18 protein-coding genes are annotated in these 16,438 nt (G+C 50.2%); 10 read left to right on the top strand and 8 right to left on the bottom strand.

Annotation, left to right across the window (positions count from 1 at the left end):
* The first annotated feature begins 219 nt into the window (after positions 1-219).
* Positions 220-1,758, top strand: a complete 1,539-nt coding sequence (locus ACN0UN_RS07680; RefSeq protein ID WP_417659463.1) for a YifB family Mg chelatase-like AAA ATPase — start codon at positions 220-222, stop codon at positions 1,756-1,758.
* Here ACN0UN_RS07680 and ltaE read toward each other — a convergent pair.
* Together ltaE and ACN0UN_RS07670 are read right to left on the bottom strand one after the other, a co-directional pair.
* A complete protein-coding gene (gene ltaE / locus ACN0UN_RS07675) occupies positions 1,744-2,754 on the bottom strand; it encodes a low-specificity L-threonine aldolase (RefSeq protein ID WP_417659462.1) in 1,011 nt (336 codons plus the stop codon). The two genes, ACN0UN_RS07680 and ltaE, sit on opposite strands and share 15 nt — an antisense overlap.
* A gap of 46 nt (positions 2,755-2,800) precedes the next feature.
* Positions 2,801-3,433, bottom strand: coding sequence for a hypothetical protein (locus ACN0UN_RS07670; RefSeq protein WP_417659461.1), 633 nt, complete (start codon positions 3,431-3,433; stop codon positions 2,801-2,803).
* A gap of 137 nt (positions 3,434-3,570) precedes the next feature.
* On the opposite strand from ACN0UN_RS07670, the gene ACN0UN_RS07665 reads away from it, so the two are divergent.
* From ACN0UN_RS07665 to ACN0UN_RS07650, 4 genes are all read left to right on the top strand, one after another.
* Entirely contained in the window at positions 3,571-4,542 is a 972-nt protein-coding gene (locus ACN0UN_RS07665) for a PLP-dependent cysteine synthase family protein (protein WP_128352363.1), read from the top strand.
* 1 nt (position 4,543) lies between these two features.
* Positions 4,544-5,707, top strand: a complete 1,164-nt coding sequence (locus ACN0UN_RS07660) for a cystathionine gamma-synthase (protein WP_417659460.1) — start codon at positions 4,544-4,546, stop codon at positions 5,705-5,707.
* Between the two features lie 90 nt (positions 5,708-5,797).
* Positions 5,798-6,004 (top strand): hypothetical protein, encoded by a 207-nt coding sequence (locus tag ACN0UN_RS07655; protein ID WP_128352312.1) that lies wholly within the window; start codon positions 5,798-5,800, stop codon positions 6,002-6,004.
* 33 nt (positions 6,005-6,037) lie between these two features.
* Positions 6,038-6,463: a VOC family protein gene (locus tag ACN0UN_RS07650; protein ID WP_417659459.1), complete on the top strand. Its 426-nt coding sequence runs from the start codon at positions 6,038-6,040 to the stop codon at positions 6,461-6,463.
* A gap of 2 nt (positions 6,464-6,465) precedes the next feature.
* Here the strand turns inward: ACN0UN_RS07650 and ACN0UN_RS07645 are convergent, their stop codons facing one another.
* Positions 6,466-7,401, bottom strand: coding sequence for a threonine ammonia-lyase (locus tag ACN0UN_RS07645; RefSeq protein ID WP_128352310.1), 936 nt, complete (start codon positions 7,399-7,401; stop codon positions 6,466-6,468).
* Between the two features lie 52 nt (positions 7,402-7,453).
* Here ACN0UN_RS07645 and ACN0UN_RS07640 point away from each other — a divergent pair, with 52 nt between their 5' ends.
* The gene (locus ACN0UN_RS07640) at positions 7,454-8,083 is read left to right on the top strand and encodes a YjaG family protein (RefSeq protein WP_417659458.1); all 630 of its coding nucleotides are present in this window, start codon (positions 7,454-7,456) and stop codon (positions 8,081-8,083) included.
* On the opposite strand, the gene ACN0UN_RS07635 is transcribed toward ACN0UN_RS07640, so the two are convergent.
* Together ACN0UN_RS07635 and rsmD are read right to left on the bottom strand one after the other, a co-directional pair.
* Entirely contained in the window at positions 8,080-8,373 is a 294-nt protein-coding gene (locus ACN0UN_RS07635) for a DUF1145 domain-containing protein (RefSeq protein ID WP_417659457.1), read from the bottom strand. The two genes, ACN0UN_RS07640 and ACN0UN_RS07635, sit on opposite strands and share 4 nt — an antisense overlap.
* 23 nt (positions 8,374-8,396) lie before the next feature.
* Positions 8,397-9,023 (bottom strand): 16S rRNA (guanine(966)-N(2))-methyltransferase RsmD, encoded by a 627-nt coding sequence (gene rsmD, locus ACN0UN_RS07630; protein WP_417659456.1) that lies wholly within the window; start codon positions 9,021-9,023, stop codon positions 8,397-8,399.
* Positions 9,024-9,109: 86 nt separating this feature from the next.
* Here rsmD and ftsY point away from each other — a divergent pair, with 86 nt between their 5' ends.
* From ftsY to rpoH, 4 genes are all read left to right on the top strand, one after another.
* Positions 9,110-10,240 carry a signal recognition particle-docking protein FtsY gene (gene ftsY / locus ACN0UN_RS07625; protein ID WP_417659455.1) on the top strand — a complete coding sequence of 377 codons (1,131 nt, stop codon included), beginning with the start codon at positions 9,110-9,112 and terminating at the stop codon, positions 10,238-10,240.
* The gene (gene ftsE, locus ACN0UN_RS07620) at positions 10,237-10,908 is read left to right on the top strand and encodes a cell division ATP-binding protein FtsE (protein WP_128352305.1); all 672 of its coding nucleotides are present in this window, start codon (positions 10,237-10,239) and stop codon (positions 10,906-10,908) included. The genes ftsY and ftsE overlap by 4 nt, the downstream gene beginning before the upstream one ends.
* 3 nt (positions 10,909-10,911) lie before the next feature.
* Positions 10,912-11,892, top strand: a complete 981-nt coding sequence (gene ftsX, locus ACN0UN_RS07615) for a permease-like cell division protein FtsX (RefSeq protein ID WP_128352304.1) — start codon at positions 10,912-10,914, stop codon at positions 11,890-11,892.
* Positions 11,893-12,054: 162 nt separating this feature from the next.
* Positions 12,055-12,921: an RNA polymerase sigma factor RpoH gene (gene rpoH / locus ACN0UN_RS07610; protein WP_128352303.1), complete on the top strand. Its 867-nt coding sequence runs from the start codon at positions 12,055-12,057 to the stop codon at positions 12,919-12,921.
* A 39-nt stretch (positions 12,922-12,960) separates the two neighbouring features.
* Here rpoH and ACN0UN_RS07605 read toward each other — a convergent pair whose 3' ends face one another.
* From ACN0UN_RS07605 to gpmI, 3 genes are read right to left on the bottom strand one after another with little or no spacing between them, the layout of a single operon-like run.
* Positions 12,961-13,749, bottom strand: a complete 789-nt coding sequence (locus ACN0UN_RS07605; protein WP_417659454.1) for a divergent polysaccharide deacetylase family protein — start codon at positions 13,747-13,749, stop codon at positions 12,961-12,963.
* Positions 13,749-14,882, bottom strand: coding sequence for a murein hydrolase activator EnvC family protein (locus tag ACN0UN_RS07600; protein ID WP_417659453.1), 1,134 nt, complete (start codon positions 14,880-14,882; stop codon positions 13,749-13,751). The genes ACN0UN_RS07605 and ACN0UN_RS07600 overlap by 1 nt, the downstream gene beginning before the upstream one ends.
* The gene (gene gpmI, locus ACN0UN_RS07595; RefSeq protein ID WP_417659452.1) at positions 14,879-16,414 is read right to left on the bottom strand and encodes a 2,3-bisphosphoglycerate-independent phosphoglycerate mutase; all 1,536 of its coding nucleotides are present in this window, start codon (positions 16,412-16,414) and stop codon (positions 14,879-14,881) included. Before gpmI ends, ACN0UN_RS07600 begins: the two co-directional genes overlap by 4 nt.
* Positions 16,415-16,438: the final 24 nt, after the last annotated feature.

Below are 16,438 nucleotides of genomic sequence, written 5' to 3'. Positions count from 1 at the left end.
TTGTAGGTCATGACATTCACTTTGTTTATTGAATCCAAAGCCTCGCTCGTCGGGGCTTTGGTTTTATAACGTATAACTTCGTAAAACTCACTATCTTGCCGATGCCCTAGGTTATAGCGATGAATCATCCAACATCGTACACCACATTGTGACATCACCAATACAACCCGTTTCTCGTTCACTGCTATAGTTTGGCTAGTAGAGCCAAGGAGGGCAGTGATGGCAGGTAAAGCTGTTTCAATAGCGCGTGTGTTTACACGCGCCACGCAAGGCATTGATGCGCCGTTAGTGACGGTAGAAGTTTGTTTGGCAGGCGGATTGCCGGGGTTTGCTGTGGTTGGGTTGCCGCAAGCAGGGGTGCGTGAAGCACGTGACCGGGTGCGTTCTGCAATTCTGGCTAGCGGGTATAGTTTTCCTAAAGCGACAAAAATCACGGTGAACTTAGCACCGGCGGATTTACCCAAATACGGAGCTCGGTATGACTTAGCTATCGCGATAGGAATCTTAGTTGCTGATGGTCAAATTTCAGAGCGCTCAGTGGCTGGGCGTGAATTCTATGGTGAACTGACACTCAACGGCGACTTGCGGGAAGTGATGGGGATACTTCCGGCCGTGCTGAGCTGTCGCGACGAAGGGCGTGAAGCGGTTATTCCGCTCGACAATGCTGAAGAAGCTGCGGTTCTCAGCGTGCAGCAATGTGTTGCAGCCATTAGTTTGCGCGATGTTTTCGAGCACCTAACCAGCCCCTCTAAATTACCGTACATTCAAGCACAACCGAAACAAGAGCCCAACCTTTCTTGTGGTGATGTCGCTGACGTTATCGGGCAAGAGCAGGCCAAACGCGCCTTGCTTTTGGCTGCAACCGGTGGGCATCATTTATTATTTGTGGGGCCGCCGGGTACCGGGAAAACGATGCTCGCGCAGCGCTTGCTCGGGCTGTTACCGCAATTGGATGAGCGCGATGGGCTTGCGGTAGCAGCAATTCGTTCGGTTAGTGGCACCTTGCGCAGCACCCATTGGCAACAACGGGTGTTGCGAGCGCCGCACCATTCCTGTTCAGCGGCAGCACTGGTTGGTGGTGGCTCGCCGCCGCAACCGGGCGAGATATCACTTGCGCACCGATCGCTGTTATTCCTTGATGAGCTGCCCGAATTTGCCCGTCATGTGCTGGACTCCTTGCGCGAGCCGCTGGAATCAGGCGTAGTGACCATTAGCCGCGCTGGTCATCAAGTAACGTATCCAGCGCAGTTTCAACTGGTATGCGCTTTGAATCCGTCGCCATGCGGACATTTTGATGGCAACTTAGCCAGCGCACGGGCAACGCCCGACCAAATTACCAAGTACCTTGGCAAGCTTTCTGGGCCGTTATTAGATCGTATCGACATGCAAGTGGAGGTGCCGCGCCAACCGGATGTACTGAGGCAACAACACCAGCAGCAAGAGCCCTTAACACCAACCTGGCGGGGGTGGGTTGATGAAGCACGGGCAACACAACTCGAGCGGCAGGGCTGCTTGAACAGCGAATTAAAGCCCTCTCAATTGGCAGAGTTCTGCAAATTAGAAGACGCCGACCACAGTTTTTTGGTCGCAGCCATTGAGCAGTTTAAACTTTCACACCGCGCTTATCACCGGTTGTTACGTTTGGCACGAACCATTGCAGATTTGGCGAAAGTGGATACGATTTCACGTCAACATTTGGCCGAAGCGCTCAGTTTTCGAGCGCTGGACCGGTTGCTGCATCAACTAAATACGTTGTAGGGCTTGTTTAAACAGCGTAATAATGTGGTCAATGTCGTCCGACTGCACATCAAGATGGGTAACAAGGCGCATCCGCGCTGAGCGTGCAGTTATTACGTTATGCTCAAGTAAGTAATCACTCACTTTTAGTGCTTGTTCTAGCGAGTCGAAGTTCACGTAAACCATATTGGTTTGCGCAGGTTCAACGCGAATACCGTCAAGTTGGCTCAAACCGTCATGCAGTAACTGGGCATGCTTGTGGTCATCAGCTAAACGCTCAATATGATGGTCCAAGGCATAGTCCATTGCCGCTGCGATAATGCCCGCTTGACGCATGCCGCCCCCAAGCATTTTGCGCCAGCGGTGCGCGCGCTCAATAAATTTCTTTGAGCCAACCAGAACCGACCCTATGGGTGTGCCCAAACCTTTTGAAAAGCAAATAGACACGCTATCAAAGGGCGCCGCCAGTTCAGCTAAAGGCTGTTGCGTTGCAACACAGGCGTTAAATACACGCGCGCCATCAAGGTGTAATTTTAGCCCGTGCTTGTCACATAAGCGACGCGCTTTAAGCATATAGTCTTGCGGAATGACTCGGCCTGTATGCGTATTTTCAAGCGACAGCAAGCGGGTGATTGGAAAGTGTGGGTCATCCGGTTTAATCCGCTTTTCTACGGCCGCCAAATTTAAAGTACCGTCAGCTTCTGCCTCAAACGGTTGCGGCACAATACCGCCAAGCACTGCTGCCCCGCCTGCTTCGTAGCGGTAGGTGTGGTACTCCTGACCAACCAGATATTCCTCGCCCCGCTGACAGTGACTGAGTAGCGCTAATAAATTGGTTTGCGTGCCACTGCTGGCAATAAGCGCCGCTTCCTTTCCGGCCAATGTAGCCATGCGCTGTTGCAACGCATTAATTGTGGGGTCGTCACCAAAAACATCATCGCCAACCGGTGCAGCAGCCATTGCGGCTCGCATTGCGGCCGTTGGCCGGGTTACCGTGTCACTGCGTAAATCGATCATACAAAAGGGTTCCTAGGTTCAAATTCATGCTTAAACGTATACCAAGCTATTGCTGATAGCCCCAGGCTGGTGGCGGAACATCAATGGGCTGACTCAAGTCCACATGCACTTCAAATATACGGCCCGGGCGCGAGAGTTTATAGCTCATGGTTTGATCGTCAACAAAGCTTATGGTCCAGGTGTTGGTGATGGACACATCAAGGCCATTTTCAACGAATAGCTTTTTGCTTGCTTCGTCAACAGGGAATGCCTGCATGGTTGCGCTGCCAGCGGCAAGTGTTTGTCCGCCATACGGCGAAACGGCGTCTGCGCTGCCGTCTTCATGCAAATAAATGTGTTGAAAATCGATATAACCGCCATGCTGCGTCAACACCCAAGTGCGTGAACGGTCATCACCCACATGCAATGGCATACGCACCACGTTGTCTTCGCAATCACGCACGTGCACAACTAATGGATAATCCCAAGCCGCGCTGGGTTGGTTATCTTCGACAATCGTAGCAGCGAAAGCTTGCCCGCAATAAGGGCGAAAAGCATCCATGAACGCCGTTTGCTCGGCAACATAGTCTTGCGCTGCAGGTGTTTGCTCTGCTGGTGCACAGGCCGCCAGTAACAATGCGCTCATTGCTAGTGTGGCCATACCCGTTGAACCAATTGCAAAAGGAGTGCGTATCATCATGCTTTCCTGTTATTTGATATTCGAAAATGTGTAGTTACTTTGCCACAGGTCTCTTTGCTATAAAACAGGGCATCGTGCGATAATGGCGACCATTGAGCGCAAATTTTAACGAATTTAAAGAAACGGACGCGATAATCATGCATGTTTACCAAAATGTTCTGGAAATGATCGGCAACACACCGATGGTTAAAGTTACCAACACCGACACCGGCCCCTGCGAGCTGTACTTGAAGCTTGAGCTGATGAATCCAGGTGGCTCCATTAAAGACCGCATTGCAGTGAGTATGATTGAAGCGGCCGAAAAGTCAGGTGCCTTAAAGCCGGGCATGACCATTATTGAAGCAACGGCTGGCAACACCGGTTTGGGCCTTGCTTTAGTGGCGGGCAGCAAGGGCTACCCGTTGAAAATTGTCATGCCGGATAAAATGTCCGCCGAAAAAGTGAATAACCTTAAAGCAATGGGTGCAGACGTGGTGCGCACGCGCTCTGACGTGCAAAAGGGGCATCCGGAATACTATCAGGATATGGCCGCGCGTTTGGCGGAAGAAAATGGTTACTTTTATGTCAATCAGTTTACCAACCCAGCCAACGTTGAAGCGCATTACACTAGTACAGGGCCAGAGATTTGGCAGCAAATGGAAGGCAACTTAGATGCCTTTGTTTGCGGTGTAGGTTCGGGGGGCACGCTCACCGGTATCGGTCGTTATTTGCGCGAACACAATGCCAACATTGATTTGGTGCTGGCGGACCCTGACGGCTCAATACTCGAGCCCATGATTAACCGCAACGAAACAGTGGAAGCGGGCAGTTGGTTGGTTGAAGGCATCGGTGAAGACTTTGTTCCAGATATTTGTGAAATCAAACTTGCCAACAAAGCCTATGCAATAAGCGACAAAGAAGCCTTCAACACCGCCCGTGAATTATTGGTGAACGAGGGCGTTATGGTCGGTTCATCAAGTGGCACCCTGATTGCCGCTGCATTGCGTTATTGCCGCGAGCAAACGGAGCCGAAGCGCGTTGTAACACTCGCGTGCGACACCGGCAATCGCTACCTTTCTAAATTATATAACGACGAGTGGATGGCCGCTCAAAACTTGCTGGAGAAGTAACATGGCAGATGCAAAAAATATGAAATTCGCAACACGCGCCATTCATGGCGGCCAGTCACCTGAACCGGCAACTGGCGCTGTTATGCCGCCAATTTTCACCAGTTCAACCTATATTCAGGAAAGCCCAGGCGTACATAAAGGCTTTGAATATTCGCGCTCACACAATCCCACGCGATTTGCTTGGGAACGTGCGGTAGCAAATTTAGAAGGTGGCCAGCAAGGCTTGGCGTTTGCTTCGGGCATGGCTGCAACGTCGACAATCATGGAATTACTCGACAGTGGTGATCATGTGGTTGCCATGGATGACCTTTATGGCGGCACGTTCCGGTTATTCGACAAGGTTCGTGGCCGCTCCGCAGGGCTTGAGTTTTCGTACGTGGATTTAACTGATCTCGCTGCTGTTGAAGCCGCCATCACACCGAAAACCCGTATGGTATGGATTGAAACGCCAAGCAACCCAATGTTGAAGTTGGTTGATATCGCAGCAGTTGCGGCAATTGCGAAGAAACATAATATTATTGTGGTGGTGGATAACACCTTTGCCACGCCATTTAACCAGCGTCCGTTAGAGCTTGGTGCTGACATTGTCATGCACTCGGCCACCAAATACTTGAACGGCCATTCCGATATGGTCGGCGGCATCGCGGTTGTTGGTGATAATGATGAGCTGGTCGAAAAAATGCTCTTTCTGCAAAACTCGGTGGGCGCAGTAGCAGGGCCATTTGACAGTTATTTGGCTTTGCGGGGCGTTAAAACGCTGGCGTTACGTATGAAGCACCACAACGAAGCGGCGTTGCAGTTAGCCCAGTGGCTGGAACAACATCCGCAAGTAGAAAAAGTTATCTACCCAGGCTTACCAAGCCATCCGCAGCACGAACTTGCCAAAAAGCAGATGAGCGGATTTGGTGGCATGATTTCAATTTTGTTGAAGGGTGATCTTGAAAAAGCGCGCCGTTTCTTAGAAGCCGTTGAAATTTTTGCGTTGGCAGAAAGTCTGGGTGGGGTGGAAAGCTTGATTGAACATCCAGCGATTATGACACACGCGTCCATTCCTAAAGAAAATCGCGAAAAGTTGGGTATTTTGGATAACTTTGTGCGTATTTCGGTAGGTATCGAAGACATTGATGACCTGATCGCGGACTTAGATCGTGCTCTAAGCGCCTGATATTTCAGGCGCATTAACACTCTTTTACAATTTCATGAAGATACGGTAGGCTAATTCCCACAACAAAAACAAAAGTACAGGGAACATAATATGCCTATAAGCCTTTTTCTATTACAAGGGTTATTGGCGGCGTTGTTGTTCTATGTGTTGGTCGGGCAGTATCAGCGCCAACCATTGTGGAATATGCTTGCCGTATTGGCGTGTGGTCTGGTACCACCGCTGAACTGGATGATATTAATGGTTACGGTTGGAATGCGCATGTGGCGCAAGTCAGCACCCATGGTAGCCGTTAAATAAACATTATCTGATTAGGAATTTGCGAAGCCGTTTATGCAAACCACATTACAACCCTTTCATTTGGCCGTGCCAGTGCATGACATTGGCAAGGCCCGTCAGTTTTATGGTGATATTCTCGGTTTATCAGAAGGGCGCAGCAGCGCACAATGGGTAGACTGGAATTTCTTCGGTCACCAGTTTGTGACGCATTTAGCACCTGAACGGGCAGGGGTTGCGCATCGCAATCCGGTGGATGGTCACGACGTGCCGGTACCGCATTTCGGCGTGGTATTAAGCATGAATGACTGGCACCAGCTAGCGGAACGCGTTCAGGCCGCAGGTATAGAGTTTGTGATTGAGCCGCATATTCGTTTTAAAGGCCAACCCGGCGAACAAGCCACCATGTTCTTTTATGACTTCAGCGGCAATGCGCTTGAATTCAAAGCCTTTCATGATCTTGGCCAGTTGTTCGCAAAATAGCTTTAAGCGGCTGGTGGCGCAATGTTGCCGCCGCTAATGATTACCCCAATACGTTGCTTCGCAAATAATTCTGGATAGCGTTTTATCGCGGCAATTACGGTTGCTGATGAAGGCTCAATCCACTGCTCAGTCAATTCAAAAACCAACTTTTGTGCCGCCAAAGCTTCGCTGTCAGAAACCACCAACACATCATTCACTAACGCGCGAATAATCGGAAATGTTTTGTCACCAACACTGGTCAGTAAGCCATCGCAAATACTCATCGGTGGCATAGCAGGTTGCAGCACACCGGTTTGGAACGACGCCTGGCCATCGGCTGCCAGCTCCGGTTCTACGCCATAAACCCGTTTAACGCCGTTAGCTTGCGCCGCAATAGCAGTGCCACTAAGCAGCCCACCACCACCTAATGGCGCAATAATACAATCAAGATCAGGTTGTTCGTTTAAGAGTTCGTGCGCCGCCGTGCCTTGCCCCTGCCAAATGTGCGGGTGGTTGTATGGCGGCACGAAGCTTTTGCCGGTTGACTGTTGCGCAGCAACAAAGGCTTCGCGGGCTGCCATGCCGGGTTCGATGGTGATCAGTTCAGCATCATACTTGGCCATATTGGCACGCTTTACGGGAGAGGCATTTGCCGCCACACCAACCCGAACTTTAATACCTAGCTGTTTACCGGCAGCAGCAAGCGCGGCGCCGTGATTGCCGGAAGACACCGTATACACGCCGCGCGCGCGTTCTTCATCAGTGAGCTGCAACAGGGCATTGCATGCGCCACGAAACTTAAATGCACCGGTGTGCTGCAAATGCTCACATTTGAGCCACACTTGCGCGTTCAATGCCTCGTTGAGCTTTAAGCTGACGAGCACCGTTGTGCGCCGCACCATAGGCGCAAGGCGCTCAGCGGCTGTCACAATGTGAGAATAGTCGAGTTGCGAAGTCATAAAGCGTATACTACCTCAAAGACAAAAAAAGACTAACGAACTTGGGGTTATTATGGTTTTAAACACGTTCGATCGCATTCGTGCTCTGCCCATGGCCTACCAAACCGTGATGGCGTTGTACCTGTGCCAGCGCATGGTGCCTAATTATGAGCTATTTCACCATGTTACTGGTTTCGGTGATCCAAAGCCACTGCACGGGGCACTCAATGCGTGCTGGGACTGGTTATGGCAGGAAAAAAGCGTGAAAGTTAACTTTGCGCGCTGGCAAGAAAAGGTAGATGACGTAACCCCAAGCGAACACGGACACGATATGCTGGGCGTGTATCCCGCTATGGATGCCTGCACGGCAATAAGTACCTTACTGCAGGGCTTGCTGGACCAAAATAGTGCCGACTTGGTGAGTGTTGCTAAGGTTTCTCAAGCCGGAGTTGCTAAGTTTCTCGAGCTCACTGAAGGTGCTGAGCTTGATGCTCAAGAACGCCGTAAACTATTGCGCAAGCATGAGCTGGTGCAATACGAAATAGAAGTGCAGCAAGCGATACTTAATTATCTTGAAACCGTTGCCGCAGCCACCGACAAACCCACCAAAGAATTGGTGAGCCAAGTGCGCGCAATGGTTACCGATGAAGGCGTGTCCAACATCGGCGTGAATATGTCAGACGAAAACGTCGTAGAAGACTAAGTTTTTGGTGTCTGCTGTTGTGTGCGTGCCGGTTGCGCGCGCACTATAGCAAGCCAACCAATTACACCGAACAGCACAATCTGCCAATAGTCGCCACGACGCCACTGCATGTGGTCTTTATAAACGGTTGCGAACATCAGCAGCTGAATCAAATGCAGCGCAATCAACAGCACCATTAAGAATAGAAAAAAAGCGAATAGCTTATCTGGAAATGGCGCCACTAAATTGGCCAGCATAACGCCCCAAATAATTGCGAAAACGAATCGGCCAAGCCAAACGGCTGTTCCCATGTGCATTACCTCAAATTGTTAAACTATGAAACCGTATATAATCGGAAGGTAACTTGCCCCGCGTGTTTTTCGCGGTGCAAGTGCCAATGACTGGGCACGGTGGGTGTTAAATCCCGTTCGCTTTCAATGTATACCCAGCTACCAGCAGCCAACCAATTGTTTTGCTCAAGTAGCTCTATACTGCGGTCGACGAGGCCTATTCCGAAGGGCGGGTCAATAAATACCACCTGAAAGGGTGAGCTTGGGAGCTGTTGCAAAAAAGCTAAGGTGTCAGCGCATTGCACCAGCGCCTGTCCGGCAACCGCAGCAGATAGTATTTGTGCATGATGCGCCAATAACCGTGCGGCCTGGCTATCTTGTTCTATCAAAATCACTTCACTGGCGCCACGAGAAAGTGCTTCAAAGGCAAGTGCACCACTACCGGCAAACAAATCAAGGCAACGCTGCTGAGCGAGCTCAAACTGCAACCAATTAAACACGGTTTCTCGCACTCGGTCAGTTGTGGGTCGCAGCCCAGGTACATCGGCGATAGCCAGCTTGCGGCCGCGCAATTGGCCACCAATAATTCGCAATTCTCCGCGCCCTTTATTAACGCTAGGGGTGCGTGAACTGGCAGCTTTGCTTTTCTGCTTGTACGAGCTTCGCGGCATGCTAAAGTAAGCCTTCTTTTATTTGACGTGTTAAACTGTGCGCATTGTAAACCGAGCAGCAGCGAACTTCCAAAGGTAAAGCAGGCATGGCCAAAGGATCTTTCTTTTCTCTATTTCGTAAAAACAAGTCCAATGACACCGAACAGCAGGCTGAAACTGACTCCGCCCACCCATTGCCAGAAGAACCCTCTATGGCGGAAGTTGCCGCGCCGGATGCTGCAGAAATTTGTGCACAGGTAACTGCTGAGTCTAAGGCTGCGGAAGTTAAGCCGAAAGCAAATTTATGGAACCGTCTTACCTCGGGCCTACGCAAAACCTCTTCTGCAATAGGCGATGGCCTGTGGGGTATATTCAAAGATAAAAAAATTGATGATGAACTGTTTGAAGAGCTGGAAACGCAGTTACTAACAGCAGACATTGGTGTACCGACCACATTAAAAATAGTTGAACGCTTGACCGAACAAGCCAGCCGTAAGCAACTGCACGACGCCAGCGCGCTGTATCAGCTATTGCAAGAAAACATGACCGAAATTTTAGCGCCCGTTGCGCAACCGCTTGCAATTCCGCGTGACCAGAAAGGCCCATTCGTTATTCTTATGGTGGGTGTGAATGGCGTGGGTAAAACCACCACCATCGGTAAACTGGCTCAGCAATTTAAACGTGAAGGAAAGTCAGTAATGCTGGCCGCAGGCGATACCTTTCGTGCCGCAGCGGTGGAACAGTTGCAAGTGTGGGGGCAGCGCAATGATATTCCAGTGGTTGCGCAGCATACAGGTGCCGACAGCGCGTCGGTTATTTATGACGCCGTTGAAGCAGCGCGTGCGCGGGGTGTTGATGTATTGATTGCGGATACGGCCGGGCGCTTGCAAAACAAAGCGCATTTAATGGACGAGTTGAAAAAAGTTGTGCGCGTTATGCGCAAACTTGATGAGTCCGCACCCCACGAGGTAATGCTGACCTTGGATGCTGGCACCGGACAGAATGCGATTAGTCAGGCGAAACTATTCACTGAAGCCGTTGGTGTAAGTGGCATTACCCTGACCAAACTGGATGGCACTGCAAAAGGCGGTGTTATTTTTGCCATTGCTGATCAATTTAACATTCCAATCCGCTATATTGGTGTGGGTGAAGGCATTGATGACTTAAGGCCGTTTGCGGCACGTGAGTTTGTTGACGCCTTGTTCCAACGCGAACTTAACGAGACGCAATCGTCATGATTAAATTTGAGCAGGTTAGTAAAACGTACCCAGGCGGATTTCAAGCACTCAACAACGTGAGTTTTCACCTTGAGCGTGGCGAAATGGCTTTTCTAACGGGCCACTCCGGCGCGGGTAAAAGTACCCTGCTTAAACTAATAAGCATGATGGAACGGCCAACGGCTGGGCGCGTGTTAATTAATGGCCACGACTTGAAGCGCATCAACGCACGCCAGATTCCTTATGCCCGCCGTGACATTGGCATGATTTTTCAAGATCACCGCCTGTTAATGGATAAAACCGTTCTCGATAATGTAGCGCTGCCCCTGCTAATTGAAGGGTATAGCATGCAAGAAGCGCGCAAGCGTGTGCAAGCTTCGCTCGAAAAAGTAGGGTTAGGCGACAAGTTGCGCCATTACCCGATGATGCTTTCTGGGGGCGAACAACAACGCGTTGGCATTGCCCGCGCCGTGGTGAATAAACCGCCGTTATTGTTGGCCGACGAACCAACCGGTAATTTAGATCCGAAGTTGTCGATGGAAATCATTCGCTTGTTTGAAGAATTTAACCGGGTGGGCGTGTCGGTACTGATTGCGACCCACGACTTGGGTTTGATTGCGCGGCTGCGTTATCGCACGCTAACTCTGCGTGACGGACGGATGATCAACGATGGCTTGCAGGAGAGTTAAACCATGAGTTTACTGTTCCGCTCACGCCAGCAAGGCGCCAAACAGGTAAAAATTTCGGGTTTTCGCCGTTTTGTCATGTTCTGGGTGCATAATGTGCAACAAGCTGTGGCAAGCTTAGGCGAGCTGGCCCGTTATCCAATGGCAAGTTTGATGACGATGGCAGTGCTTGGTTTGAGTCTGACCTTACCGGCAACCTTGTATGTTGTGGTTAAAAATACCGAAGCCATTGGTGCCGATTGGCAGCACGCTTCAGAAATAACCTTATTTTTGCGTAAAAATTTAAGTCAGCAAGAAGTATCGACGTTTCATAAACGACTTAGTTTGTCGAATGACATTGAACGTGTTCGCTGGATAGACAAAAACGAGGCTTTGCAAGAATTTCGTGAGGAATCAGGTTTTGGCGAGGCCTTAGATGCGCTGAGCAATAACCCGCTACCCGATGTTTTATTAGTTACTCCGGTAGCCAATAAACGCGGTACAGCGCAAGCCCAGCAACTGGCGCAGCAAATGCGCAATGAGCGCGAAGTTGAGCAAGTTCGGCTTGACTTAGACTGGTTGCAACGGCTTGAAGCGCTCTTAAATTTGGTACGTGACGGGTTGTTAGCGTTAGCTGCATTGTTGTGTATTGCGGTGGTTTTAATTGTTGGCAACACCATTCGGCTCAATATTAACAGTAAGCGCGACGAAATAATGGTGATGAAATTAGTCGGCGCAACGGATGGTTACATTCAACGGCCGTTTTTATACACCGGAGTGTGGTATGGTTTTGTCGGTGGGTTGATCGCTTGGTTGGCGACAGCCGTAATGATTTTATGGATTTCTGGCGCAGTGACCGATATTAGTGAACTGTATGAGAGTCAATTTTCCTTGGTAGGGCTGACTTTTAATGAAATGCTGGTGTTATGGTTGCTGGCGATTGGTTTGGGGTTATTGGGTTCGTACATTGCAGTAAGAAAACATGTACGTACTATTGAACCACAATAAACTATCCCCATATGGGTAATAGTGAGACAAAAAAATCATCCCAAAGCAGTCATTGTCAGCAGCGCCAGTTTTGCTAGAATGAGGGAACTTCCAGACCGAAAAAAGGTCTGATGAGTGTCTGGATAATGTTGTGTAGACACCAGTAAGAGAGGATGTTGTTGCATGAGCTCTGAGATTACCAGTATGGCGTTAGCTGTCCCGCAGTCGGGTGGCAGCCTAGAAGCGTATATTTCAACAGTAAATCGCATTCCTATGCTGTCGGCTGAGGAAGAGCGCGAACTGGCTACGCGTTTACAAGAACAGGACGACCTAGAGTCTGCTCGTCAGCTCATTATGTCGCACCTGCGTTTTGTTGTGCATGTTGCCCGCGGCTACTCAGGTTATGGCCTGCCTCAAGCTGATTTGATTCAAGAAGGAAATATTGGTCTGATGAAAGCGGTCCGTCGTTTCGACCCATCCGTGGGTGTACGATTGGTTTCATTCGCGGTGCATTGGATCAAAGCTGAAATTCACGAGTATGTGCTGAAAAACTGGCGCATGGTCAAAATTGCGACAACCAAGGCGCAACGTAAGTTGTTCTTTAACTTGCGCAAAATGAAAAAGCGCTTGGGTTGGTTTACGCATGAAGAAGTGAGCACTGTTGCTGAAACTTTGGGCGTAAGCACAAAAGAAGTGATGGAAATGGAAGCTCGTATGAGTGCCCACGACCAAGCATTTGAACTCAGTTCAGATGACGATGACGCCAAAGATGGTGGCACCTATTCTCCAGCTCAGTATTTAGAAGATAAACGTTCAGACTTAGCTGAAGAAGTTGAAAACGAGCAGTGGGAATCGCATACCCAAAAACGTTTGTTGTCGGCGATTAACACCCTTGATGAGCGTAGCCAAGATATCGTGCGCGCGCGGTGGTTAGACGATGACAACAAAACCACGCTGCAAGAACTTGCCGATAAATATCAGGTATCTGCTGAGCGTGTGCGTCAACTTGAAGCCAATGCCATGAAGAAACTTCGTATGGCGATGTCTTAAACACCGACTTCGAATAAGTTCGAATAAAAAAACGCCGGCCTAATTCGCCGGCGTTTTTTTATGCTCAGTAAGTTGAATTGGTTGGGCGGTGCGCGGTTCTGCAAGTGCGGAAGCAACGACAAGTTCAACACCGTATTGATTTGCCAAGTCAGGTAACACGTTTTTCAAAAACTCCAGGGTAGAGCGGTGCGGGTGCGCAATAGCGATGGCTTCGCCATGTTTGTGCGCGTGGCGAACAAGGTCACGCCAGCGCAGCGCTATTTCATCGGCCTGCGGGTCGTTGTCTAAAAACACATGACGCCTTGCAACGGGAATACCAAATTCGCGGGCAACATTTTCAGCTTGGGTGGCGGCCGTTGTACGGCTATCCAGAAAATAAAAGTTACGCAGCGCAAGTTGTTCCATAACCCATTGCATGGGCTCAATAAGGGCGGTTAACTGGCTACCCATATGATTGTTCATGCCCACGGCCTGCGGCAACTGCACAAAGGCTTGTTCCATCAGCATTATAAACTGTGCTTTGTCGTCATCCGTAGTGAGCATACCAATACCGGCGTCGGCATTGCTTCCCGGTTGCATGGGCATGTGAATAATGACTTCTTTCCCGGTTTCTTGCGCATTACGGGCAATGCGCTCGGCATAAGGCGTGTGTGGCAACATGGCTAACGTCAGTGCGCCTGGTAATTTGGCAAACTCTTGCTGGAAACGGCTATTACCAAGGTCATCGATAACAATTGCAATGCGCGGCAAAGGGCCTTCTTCTGACTGTGCAGAAAAAGCCATGAGGCCGAGTATGAGACTAGCAACTACCTTTAACCAGACACGCATTAACGACACCAATTGACAGGGTTCACCGCATCACCTTTGACACGAACCTCAAAATATACAGCAGGATCTTCACGACCACCACTCTGACCAACCAATGCGATGGTCTCATTGGCGCGCACTGTGTCACCAACTGCAGGTAAAACTGTTTGGTTGTGCCCGTAAAGACTCATGTAGCCGTCACCATGGTCAAGCACAATGATGAGGCCGTAACCCCGCAGCCAGTTGGCAAAAAGTACACGGCCATCGGCGATTGCTTTTACCGGTTCGCCAGACTCCGCTTTAATAACAACGCCTTTCCAAATAACACCACCGCTGCGTTGTTGTCCAAATACCCGTTGTACGCGGCCTGCGGCAGGCCAGTTCATTTTGCCCTTCAGTGCGGCCAGGCCTTCAAGCCGAGGCTCGTCGCGCATCGCCGCTTGAATGGCGGAAAGAACTTGCTCAAGCGATTCTTGGTCGCGCTTCAGCTCACTGATGCGTTGTTGATCAGCAGATTGCTCCCGAAGTAAGCGTTTCACCAGCTGTTGTTGTTCGGTTTGTTGCGCTTTCAACACACCCTGTTGTTGGCGTTGTTGTTGCAGCCGCTGTTCAAGTTGCTGTTGTTGGTCAAGCACGTCCGCACGCACCTGCTCAAGTTGCTGTTGGGTTGCGCGAATGGTTGCAAGCTCTGAAATACGCGCACGATTAAAATACCCATAGTAGCCCAGTAGACGCTCAAATTTGGCGGGGTCTTGTTGCTTTAATATAAGCTTAAGGTAATCGTGTTTGCCCATGCGGTAGGCCATATCCAACTGCTGTTCCAGTAAATGCAGTTGCTGTTGTAAATCGCTTTCAAGTTGTTGTTCTTGGCTTTGTAAATCAGTAATGCGTGCGCGGATATCGGCAAGTTGATTGGTTGTTGTGTTCAATTCACTGGCAACCGTAGCCATCTGCTGTTCAAGCTGCTTTAGTTCCCGTTCAGTCAAGCTTAGCTGTTCAGCGCGTTGGCCAATAGCGGCTTCGCGACGTTTTAACTCGGCTGCGATTTGCTCCAACTGTGCTTCGGTTGCTGCCTGTTCATCAGCACTCGGTTGCTGGCCCCAGGCAACTGGAGCCAACATCAAACAGATGAGAACAAGCAGCCAGTGCTTCACGACTTAAGCGTCACAATGGGTTTGCCGGTCATTTCAGCGGGTTGCTCAAGGCCGAGCAAATGCAGCATGGTTGGTGCGACATCTGACAGCGTGCCTCCGTCACGGGCATTTGCGTCACGCCCTACATAGATGAAAGGTACCAATTCACTGGTGTGTGCTGTGTGTGACTGGCCGGTGCTGTGGTCCTGCATTTGTTCAGCATTGCCGTGGTCGGCCGTAATCAAACATTCGCCGCCGACCTCTTGCAAGGCTTCAATAACGCGAGCAATTGAGCTATCAACCGCCTCAACGGCTTTCACCGCGGCAGCAAAATTACCGGTGTGGCCAACCATGTCCCCATTTGGGTAATTACACACAATAACGTCAAACTCGCGGTTATGAATTGCTTCAACGAGCGCGTCAGTGAGTTGCTCAGAGCTCATTTCCGGTTGCAGATCGTAAGTGGCCACGTTCGGTGATGGAATCAGAACGCGTTTTTCGCCGTCAAATTCCTGTTCACGCCCGCCACTAAAAAAGAAGGTTACATGGGCATATTTTTCGGTCTCTGAGATGCGCAGTTGCGTATAGTTGTTTTTCGCCAACCACTCACCCAACACGTTGGTCAGGCTTTCCGGTGGAAACGCGATAGGGCCCTTTAGGTCAGCTGCGTATTCTGTGAGCATCACGAAAGCCGATAACTGCGGTACCTTGCCGCGTTCGAATCCATCAAAGTCACGGTCTAAGAATGCGTGGCTTAGCTCGCGAGCGCGGTCGGCGCGGAAGTTCATGAAAAACACACTATCGCCGTCCTGAATGGGCGCGGCATCAGCAATCAGTGTTGGCTTCACAAATTCATCGCTTTCATCACGTTCGTACGCGGCGGTCAGGGCGAGAGCTGCGTTATCAGCGTGATAGCTTGCTTTGCTATGAATCATGGCATTCCATGTTTGCGCTACGCGGTCCCAGCGTTTATCACGGTCCATTGCAAAGTAACGCCCACAAACAGTGGCAAAGCGACCAACACCAAGTTGGCTAAAGAGCTTTTCAAACCGTTCAATAGTAGGCGCTGCCGAGCGCGGCGGAGTGTCGCGACCATCCAGAAACCCATGCAAATATATTTTCTTGGCGCCGCGCTGTGCCGCTAACTTAATCATTGCAATGAGGTGATCTTCATGGCTGTGTACGCCGCCTGGTGATAACAACCCCATAATATGAATGGCTTTTTGCTTGGCCACAGCGGCATCAACGCCAGCTGTAAGCTCGGCGTTTTCGAAAAAGTCACCATCGGCAATGGCTTTACTGATACGGGTAAAGTCTTGATAAACGACGCGGCCAGCGCCTAAGTTCACGTGGCCCACTTCAGAGTTCCCCATTTGCCCGTCAGGTAAGCCAACGGCCATACCTGAGCCGTCCACCAAGGTGTGTGGGTAGGTTGCCCATAGTTTGTCCATGGTTGGTGTGTTCGCCGCAGCAATTGCATTATCAGCGGTGGCCTCACGGTGGCCCCAGCCATCTAAAATTAAAAGAGCCAATGGTGTATGTGGCTTTGCCATAACATCCTCAGTGGTTTTTCAGTA

It is taken from the genome of Pseudidiomarina sp., assembly GCF_048267825.1.
GTDB lineage: Bacteria > Pseudomonadota > Gammaproteobacteria > Enterobacterales > Alteromonadaceae > Pseudidiomarina.
Note: the sequence above shows the minus strand (reverse complement) of the source record. Positions and strands in the feature narration are given on the sequence as shown.

What these genes read in the sequence shown, in the direction of transcription:
- ACN0UN_RS07645 (WP_128352310.1), bottom strand. Translation starts at nt 7,401, where the DNA reads ATGACTTCGCAACTCGACTATTCTCACATTGTGACAGCCGCTGAGCGC.
- ACN0UN_RS07660 (WP_417659460.1), top strand. Translation starts at nt 4,544, where the DNA reads ATGGCAGATGCAAAAAATATGAAATTCGCAACACGCGCCATTCATGGC.
- ACN0UN_RS07665 (WP_128352363.1), top strand. Translation starts at nt 3,571, where the DNA reads ATGCATGTTTACCAAAATGTTCTGGAAATGATCGGCAACACACCGATG.
- gpmI (WP_417659452.1), bottom strand. Translation starts at nt 16,414, where the DNA reads ATGGCAAAGCCACATACACCATTGGCTCTTTTAATTTTAGATGGCTGG.
- ACN0UN_RS07605 (WP_417659454.1), bottom strand. Translation starts at nt 13,749, where the DNA reads ATGCGTGTCTGGTTAAAGGTAGTTGCTAGTCTCATACTCGGCCTCATG.
- ACN0UN_RS07655 (WP_128352312.1), top strand. Translation starts at nt 5,798, where the DNA reads ATGCCTATAAGCCTTTTTCTATTACAAGGGTTATTGGCGGCGTTGTTG.
- ACN0UN_RS07640 (WP_417659458.1), top strand. Translation starts at nt 7,454, where the DNA reads ATGGTTTTAAACACGTTCGATCGCATTCGTGCTCTGCCCATGGCCTAC.
- rpoH (WP_128352303.1), top strand. Translation starts at nt 12,055, where the DNA reads ATGAGCTCTGAGATTACCAGTATGGCGTTAGCTGTCCCGCAGTCGGGT.
- ACN0UN_RS07670 (WP_417659461.1), bottom strand. Translation starts at nt 3,433, where the DNA reads ATGATGATACGCACTCCTTTTGCAATTGGTTCAACGGGTATGGCCACA.
- ACN0UN_RS07680 (WP_417659463.1), top strand. Translation starts at nt 220, where the DNA reads ATGGCAGGTAAAGCTGTTTCAATAGCGCGTGTGTTTACACGCGCCACG.
- ltaE (WP_417659462.1), bottom strand. Translation starts at nt 2,754, where the DNA reads ATGATCGATTTACGCAGTGACACGGTAACCCGGCCAACGGCCGCAATG.
- ftsX (WP_128352304.1), top strand. Translation starts at nt 10,912, where the DNA reads ATGAGTTTACTGTTCCGCTCACGCCAGCAAGGCGCCAAACAGGTAAAA.
- ftsY (WP_417659455.1), top strand. Translation starts at nt 9,110, where the DNA reads ATGGCCAAAGGATCTTTCTTTTCTCTATTTCGTAAAAACAAGTCCAAT.
- ftsE (WP_128352305.1), top strand. Translation starts at nt 10,237, where the DNA reads ATGATTAAATTTGAGCAGGTTAGTAAAACGTACCCAGGCGGATTTCAA.
- ACN0UN_RS07650 (WP_417659459.1), top strand. Translation starts at nt 6,038, where the DNA reads ATGCAAACCACATTACAACCCTTTCATTTGGCCGTGCCAGTGCATGAC.
- ACN0UN_RS07635 (WP_417659457.1), bottom strand. Translation starts at nt 8,373, where the DNA reads ATGGGAACAGCCGTTTGGCTTGGCCGATTCGTTTTCGCAATTATTTGG.
- rsmD (WP_417659456.1), bottom strand. Translation starts at nt 9,023, where the DNA reads ATGCCGCGAAGCTCGTACAAGCAGAAAAGCAAAGCTGCCAGTTCACGC.